At 35.5% G+C, this 6,740-nt stretch carries 2 protein-coding genes and 1 pseudogene; 2 read left to right on the forward strand and 1 reads right to left on the reverse strand.

From position 1 onward, the window contains the following. The first annotated feature begins 35 nt into the window (after positions 1–35). Both O0V13_RS20300 and O0V13_RS20305 read left to right on the forward strand, forming a co-directional pair. Positions 36–1,070 (forward strand): RluA family pseudouridine synthase, encoded by a 1,035-nt coding sequence (locus O0V13_RS20300; protein WP_268036853.1) that lies wholly within the window; start codon positions 36–38, stop codon positions 1,068–1,070. A 1,074-nt stretch (positions 1,071–2,144) separates the two neighbouring features. Next, the gene (locus tag O0V13_RS20305) at positions 2,145–6,494 is read left to right on the forward strand and encodes a hypothetical protein (protein WP_268036854.1); all 4,350 of its coding nucleotides are present in this window, start codon (positions 2,145–2,147) and stop codon (positions 6,492–6,494) included. A 26-nt stretch (positions 6,495–6,520) separates the two neighbouring features. On the opposite strand, the pseudogene O0V13_RS20310 reads toward O0V13_RS20305, so the two are convergent. After that, positions 6,521–6,740, reverse strand: a pseudogene (locus O0V13_RS20310) (hypothetical protein); the annotation flags it as partial.

Here is a 6,740-nt window from a genome sequence, read left to right on the forward strand (position 1 = left end):
GTCAAAACTAATCCTGATCCTATTATTTTTGTGTCATGAATAACCAGCCGGAAGAAGATTTCGAAGACGAAGAATTAGACCTATACGAACACCATAAAATCATGGTAGACAAAGGTCAGACTTTGATGCGGATCGATAAATTTTTGACTGAAAAGGTAGCTAATGCTACTAGAAACAAGGTTCAGCAGGCAATAGATTCTGACGGTGTGTTAGTTAATGGGAAGCCGACCAAATCCAATTATAGAATCAAGCCCAATGATGAAATCAAGGTAATGCTGACTAAGCCGCCAAGAGAAACCGAAGTACTTGGTGAAAATATTCCTTTGGATATCATTTTTGAAGATTCCGAACTATTGGTAGTGAATAAACCCGCAGGAATGGTGGTCCACCCAGCCCACGGAAATTGGTCAGGTACTTTGGTAAATGGTTTGGTTTATCATTTTCAAAATCTACCTGAAATGGCAGGAAATGATGGGAGGCCTGGCTTGGTTCACCGAATTGACAAGGATACTTCTGGCCTATTGGTAATAGCCAAAACTGAGCTGGCGATGACTCAATTAGCTTCACAATTTTTTCACCACACAATCGAAAGAACCTATTTTGCTTTAGTTTGGGGTGAGCCTGAAGAAGATGAAGGGACTATTACTGGGAACATTGGCAGAAGTGCGAAAGATCGGAAAGTAATGGATGTATATCCGGATGGGAGCTATGGAAAACATGCTGTGACTCACTGGAAAGTGCTGAAGAGATTGAGGTATGTGAGTTTGATACAGTGCAATTTGGAGACTGGCCGGACTCATCAGATCAGAGCTCATATGAAATATTTGGGTCATCCTTTGTTTAATGACGCGATGTATGGAGGGGATAAGATTCGGAAAGGAACTCAATTTTCCAAATACAAGACATTTGTTCAGAATTGTTTCGATTTAATGCCGAGACAAGGCTTGCATGCCAAGTCTTTAGGCTTTGTCCATCCCAAGACAAATGAAAAAATGTTTTTTGAATCTGCGTTGCCGATGGATTTTCAGTCTGTTTTGGATAAGTGGGATAGCTATGTTTCCTATGAATAATTGATAATTATCAAATATATATCATGATTTTTTGAAAAATAGATAAAAAATACCCTTTCATAGTATTGATTTTATATTCACAACAGTTCTTGTTGAATATTTTGCAAAAAATAGCCCTGAAAATCAATCGTTTTTAATAATACGTAAATTTCCAATCGATTTCATTATTTATTCTGTAATAATTTAGTTTATTTTTTGAATTATTTGCAAAAAAGATTCGAAAGGGCGTATATTTGAATATCAATTCAAGCTAACAAACGGTAAGCATGAGGAATTGAAAACAATTATACTGTAGGATGTTGAAATTGGCAGACAAGCCCTCCTGTCTCGGGGGTGGAGAGTCTGGGATAAAGCATTTTAGCGAGCTCGTAAATTTGCCTAACTACTCCGTGGAGGTTCGAATCCTTCTCCTACAGCAGGTTATTTTGGGTTTATTGTTAATTGACTAAAACCATGAAATTTTGTTTCATGGTTTTTTTTATGTCCAAAAATTAATCCTGCATGTATCCTATTTAGCCAAATTTTTAATTTTCCCATTGTCAAATCCTTAAATGCAAACATCGAAATGGGACTTCAAATTTTGAAATATTAATAAAATGCCTATTTAATTTAAAATACAATAAAAAAATAAATAATATGTTGTCATAATTTTAATAAATGACTCATTTGATTAATTTTGAACCGTCGAATTTGATACTTATCAATTATGACAGAGCATTGAATGCTCAAACCTATTAAACCTTGGTAGAAGACTAAGAATAAATTTGAGGCGGCGAATTAAGCATTGGAGACATGTTTGATTTTTACATGTAAGTTAATTTGTCGCTTTTCTTTAGAATTTTCCTGATTCAAAAGGAATCAGAGTTACATATAACACTGTAGGGTGTTGAAATTGGCAGACAAGCCCTCCTGTCTCGGGGGTGGAGATTTTGGAATAAAGCGTGGAACAAACCGGACTATTGCCTAACTACTCCGTGGAGGTTCGAATCCTTCTCCTACAGCAAAAGCAGCCTGAAAAGGCTGCTTTTTTTATTTTTTAAATAGTTAATGAGTATTTTAGACTAAATTCTGTCTATGATCAAGCGCATTCGGGATAAAATCTCAAACCATCCCCTTCGCAGGAAGGTAGTTAAGGTTTTGATGGTTTTATTTCTTGGGTTAGTTTTTTTGGAATTTTTAGTCTATTTCGGGTCCAATTTATTTTTAGTCAATTGGACAAGGACCAAATTAAATGAGGCTACCGGAGGAGTATACCAAATTGATTTCAATCGCCTTAATTTTTCATTGATTAGAAGAGGTGTATTCTTGAATGGTATAGTGATGAAGCCAACTCACACCGACAGTACTAATTCTGATCAAGTCTTATTTGATTTCACTTTGGATGAACTTTCTCTAAAAAATCTTTGGTATGATTGGTCTAATCATGTTTTTACCATCGGAGATATTCGGTTAGATAATCCGGATATAGGCTTGGAGCTTCCTGCAGGAAGTTTAATGGATAGTACAAAAAGAGACTCAAATCAAAAATTTGATTCTCTCAAAGTTTCCCCTGTGAAAAGGCTAGAGGATGAGATTAAGAAAAGTTTGGAAAAGATTCCTATTGGTGGAGTTTACATTGATAAGGTTGAGATTGTTCATGCTGATTTGTTATTTCTGAATTTTTTGAGCCAGAATTCTATCAATGCTAAAAACACAAGACTTGTTATACAAGGAGTTGATTGGACTACTTCTCAAAACTGGAAGACTCCTTTCAATGCTAAAGGTTTTGAGTTTGATTTGGAGTCAGTTAGGTTTGAGCTGCCAGATATGGTACATACACTTTTTGCAGATGAGGTAATGGTGAGTTCTATGGAAAAGAGTATTTCCATAGAAAAATTCAAATTAGAATCCGATCAAACTAAGGTAAGTCCAACCTATTATGACGTAGATGTCGAACAATTGAGGGTTGGCAATGTAGATTTGGACCGTGCTTTTATGGAGTCCGAATTGGAAGTTGATGAGATTATTCTCGAAAGTCCAAAGCTTCATGTACTCAAATCACATCAATCACAAAATTCAAAGGAGGATTCAGGGGACCTAAATGACTTGATTGAAGGGCTTCTTAAGTCATTTCATGTTCAAGAATTGTCTGTTAATCATGGACATTTTCTTACTTCAGACTTTAGGGATTCATTAAAAAATAGAATTGAAATCGATGATGTGGATTTCAAAATGATTGAATTCTATTTAGGAGGAGATGAAGAGAGAAAGGAAAATCAGTTCTTTTATGGGCAAGATGCATCCATGAATCTCGGAAGTTTGACTTTATATCTTTCTGATGAAGCACATATAATTAAAGGAGAGAAAGTTTTAGCTTCCTCTTTTTCCGATGAGATAAAGGTTCAGGGATTTCAGATTGCACCAAGGGATACATCTAGTCTCAAGGAGATTCCTAATCAATTGATCAATGTAAAATTGGATGAACTTGAATTAACTGAGGCTAATCTAAAGAAGTTATACAACCAAGGTATTCTTGATGTTGATAGGATTGAAATCAATTCACCTCAAGTCGAAATTGTCGAATTGTCCAAATCTGAGATTTCAAATTCGGAGGGAGTTCGAGGTAATTCAATTTTGCTTGGGTACTTGAATGAGGTAAATATTAAAGAATTGGATTTGAAAGAGGGGAGTGTTCAGTTTAAGAATGAGTCTGGAGTACGATCCAATGATATAGGTGTTGAGAAGTTTGGCCTTTTATTGGAAAAAGTCCGGTTTTCTCCAGACACAAGTATGCATATTCAAGACATTCTTTTGGCAGATGAAATGGTTTTGAGTTTAGAGGATTATTACCTGAAATTAAGAGATAATCTTCATGTTTTCGGCGCCGGAAATATTATCATAGACTCAAAAAATAAGTTTATTGACATTCAAAACTTTTCCTTAAAGCCCGATGCTGATAATATTCAAAATGCACTAGATTCTTATAACAAAACTGTCGCGGTTAATCTTCAGGTGCCGAGTTTTAGAGTAGAAGGCATTGATATCAAAGAGGCATTACTTGAAGAAAAGCTTTTGATAGAAAGAATATTGGTCCCAAGACCAGAGTTTACTTATACTAGGTATAGACAAAAAAAGGCCGAAGTTTCAGGACCTCAAATAGAGTCTTCTGAAGGAATAAAGGATATACTTCAATCTTATTTTAATGCTGTCTCAATAGACTCTGTAAATTTTGAAAAAGGGAGATTTAATTTTACGGATTATTCTGGAAGAAGAGAAATCAGCTTTACGGAAGAGGATTTGAACCTAATATTAAAAGGATTCTCCCTGAATGGAGATGAGGACTCAACAAATCTACGGACATTTTTCTCTGAGGAGATTATTTTGAACTTGGCTGATTATTCATTTTCTCTTGCTAAAGGAGATTATGATGTGACTACCAACGATTTGGTATTCAATACAAAACAGAAAAGCCTTGTAATTGATACTTTGAGAGTAAAACCTGGTGAGAGCCTCTATAGTAAATTGTCTGTTGATTTGGTATTGCCAAAAGTAAAAATTGAAGGGATCGATTTGGAAGATTTTCTTTTTGAAAATCAGCTCGACCTCGATAGGCTGCTTGTAGATGGTAGTGATATTTTAATGAAAATCAACCCTGCTATTCAAAATAGGCAACAGTCTAAGACCCGGCAGCCCCGTACTCGTACATTGAATTTTATTAAGGTTAATGAAATCAATGCTTTAAATTCGGATTTTCAACTTAATTATATTCTAGGGGAAAGAGGTGTCCAGTCACTTCAGACCTCTTTTGATATTACAATTAAGGATTTCTTTATGGATGAGAGTTCTGACTCGAAAGTAAATCTCTCAAACCTTTTTGACCAGGTTACAATTGGTATAAATGATTTTTCATTTGCCCTTCCTGACAGTTTGCATTCCGTTCAACTTTCGAATTTGACATTTGATAATTCTAAAGACGAAACAATCATTTCTGGGATAAAGATTAACCCATTAAAGGATTTAAATAATACGATTGGGTTGGTTTTGGAAGGAACAATCCAGGAAATAGGGATTAAGAATAATTCACTTGAGGAAATTCAAAAGACTGGAGTTTTTGACCTAAAAAATCTGAGAATACTTAAGCCTGAGTTGAATCTTTTTTTGGATAGTACCAAAAATTCAAATCCAAAAAAGTCAAAGGATGAGAAGGAGCTAAAGGATCCTTTCATTTCTTCATTATTACTTCAAAATATCGAAGTTGCAGAGGGTGATATAGGATTGTATAATAAAGAAAATGAGGCACTTCAAGGATTGTTGTTTCCATCAATTAACCTGTCAGTAAGTGACTTAAATTTCGACCTTCTTTCAAAAGATAGAGATTTAAATCCACAAACTATTATTGATAAGGGGCTGGATTTTTCCCTTTCTGATTATGTGTTTTTTACTAAGGATAGCATGGAGTTTCTTTCTTTCGAGAATTTGAGATTCACTGGTAATGATCTTACAATAAGAGGGGTAAGTTTTAAACCAGCAATGGGAAGGTATGCTTATTTGAGGGAAAAAGGCTTTCAGACAGATGCGATAGATATGGAGGTGGACCTCCTTCGGATCAATGGGGTTAATTTTGAAGACTATTTTAACAATCAGTTATTCCATGCCCAGAGCCTAAATTTTGTTGGCTTACAATTAGATGTCTTTAGGGATAAGCGACTTCCTTTATTGGAAGGTGTAGTAAAAGCTATGCCTCAGATGATGATGGCTAATTCAAAATTTAATCTAAAGGTGGACACCATTTTTATATCTGAAAGTAGAGTCCGGTATCAGGAGTTTGTGCCAGGAGCCCAAATGCCAGGAAGGATACTATTCGATGATTTGAATGCATCAATTACGCCATTTTACTTAGGAAAAGAGGGAGAGGATTATCCAATAGATACGATGTTTATGTCTGCCAAAACCAAACTAATGGGAGAGGGGCAAGTGAATTTGAAATCGAACTTTTATTTCACTGAAGGAAGCCCTATGGACGTTAGTATTAATTTAGGACCTATGGATATTCCTAGTGCTAATGATATCTTAAGTAAAGGAGCTTTTGTAAGAGCAACATCAGGTAAAATAGATTCGGCCAATTGGAATTTTCGTATGGATAGCGAAGAAGCAATAGGGAAAATGGAGTTTCTATACCGAGGATTGAAAGTGGAATTGCTGGACTCTATGAGTCTTGAAAAAGGAAAGGGGAAATTGTCCATCGAAACGTTTTTAGCCAATACATTGATCAAAAACAATAATCCTAGAAAGCTTTTTGGAAACAAAGTACAATCCGATATCTATTTCAAAAGGGATAAATCCAAGTTTATTTTTCAAGCATGGTGGAAAGCGACCTATAGTGGATTGAAGGGAAGCTTTGGATTGGGTCAACCACAAATGCCAAAAAGAAAAGAGGAAGAATAATAATCTTCTTTTTTATTTCTAGATGCTTAGTCCAATTTTTCTACAGTATCGTTAAAGTTACCGATAATCTGAGCCCCGCTGTTGACCGTTACTGTTCCATACACTGTGATGGTATTTTTGTCCCCTACAAATTCCAAAGTTCCGCCGCTATTCAGCCTCAAATCCCCGTAAATCCCCGTACTGCCATGAAGCTTTAAAGTGGATTGCCTGTTAATATTGAGAGAAGTGTTTTTTCGATATTGCCCG

It is taken from the genome of Algoriphagus sp. PAP.12 (assembly GCF_026652115.1).
GTDB lineage: Bacteria > Bacteroidota > Bacteroidia > Cytophagales > Cyclobacteriaceae > Algoriphagus.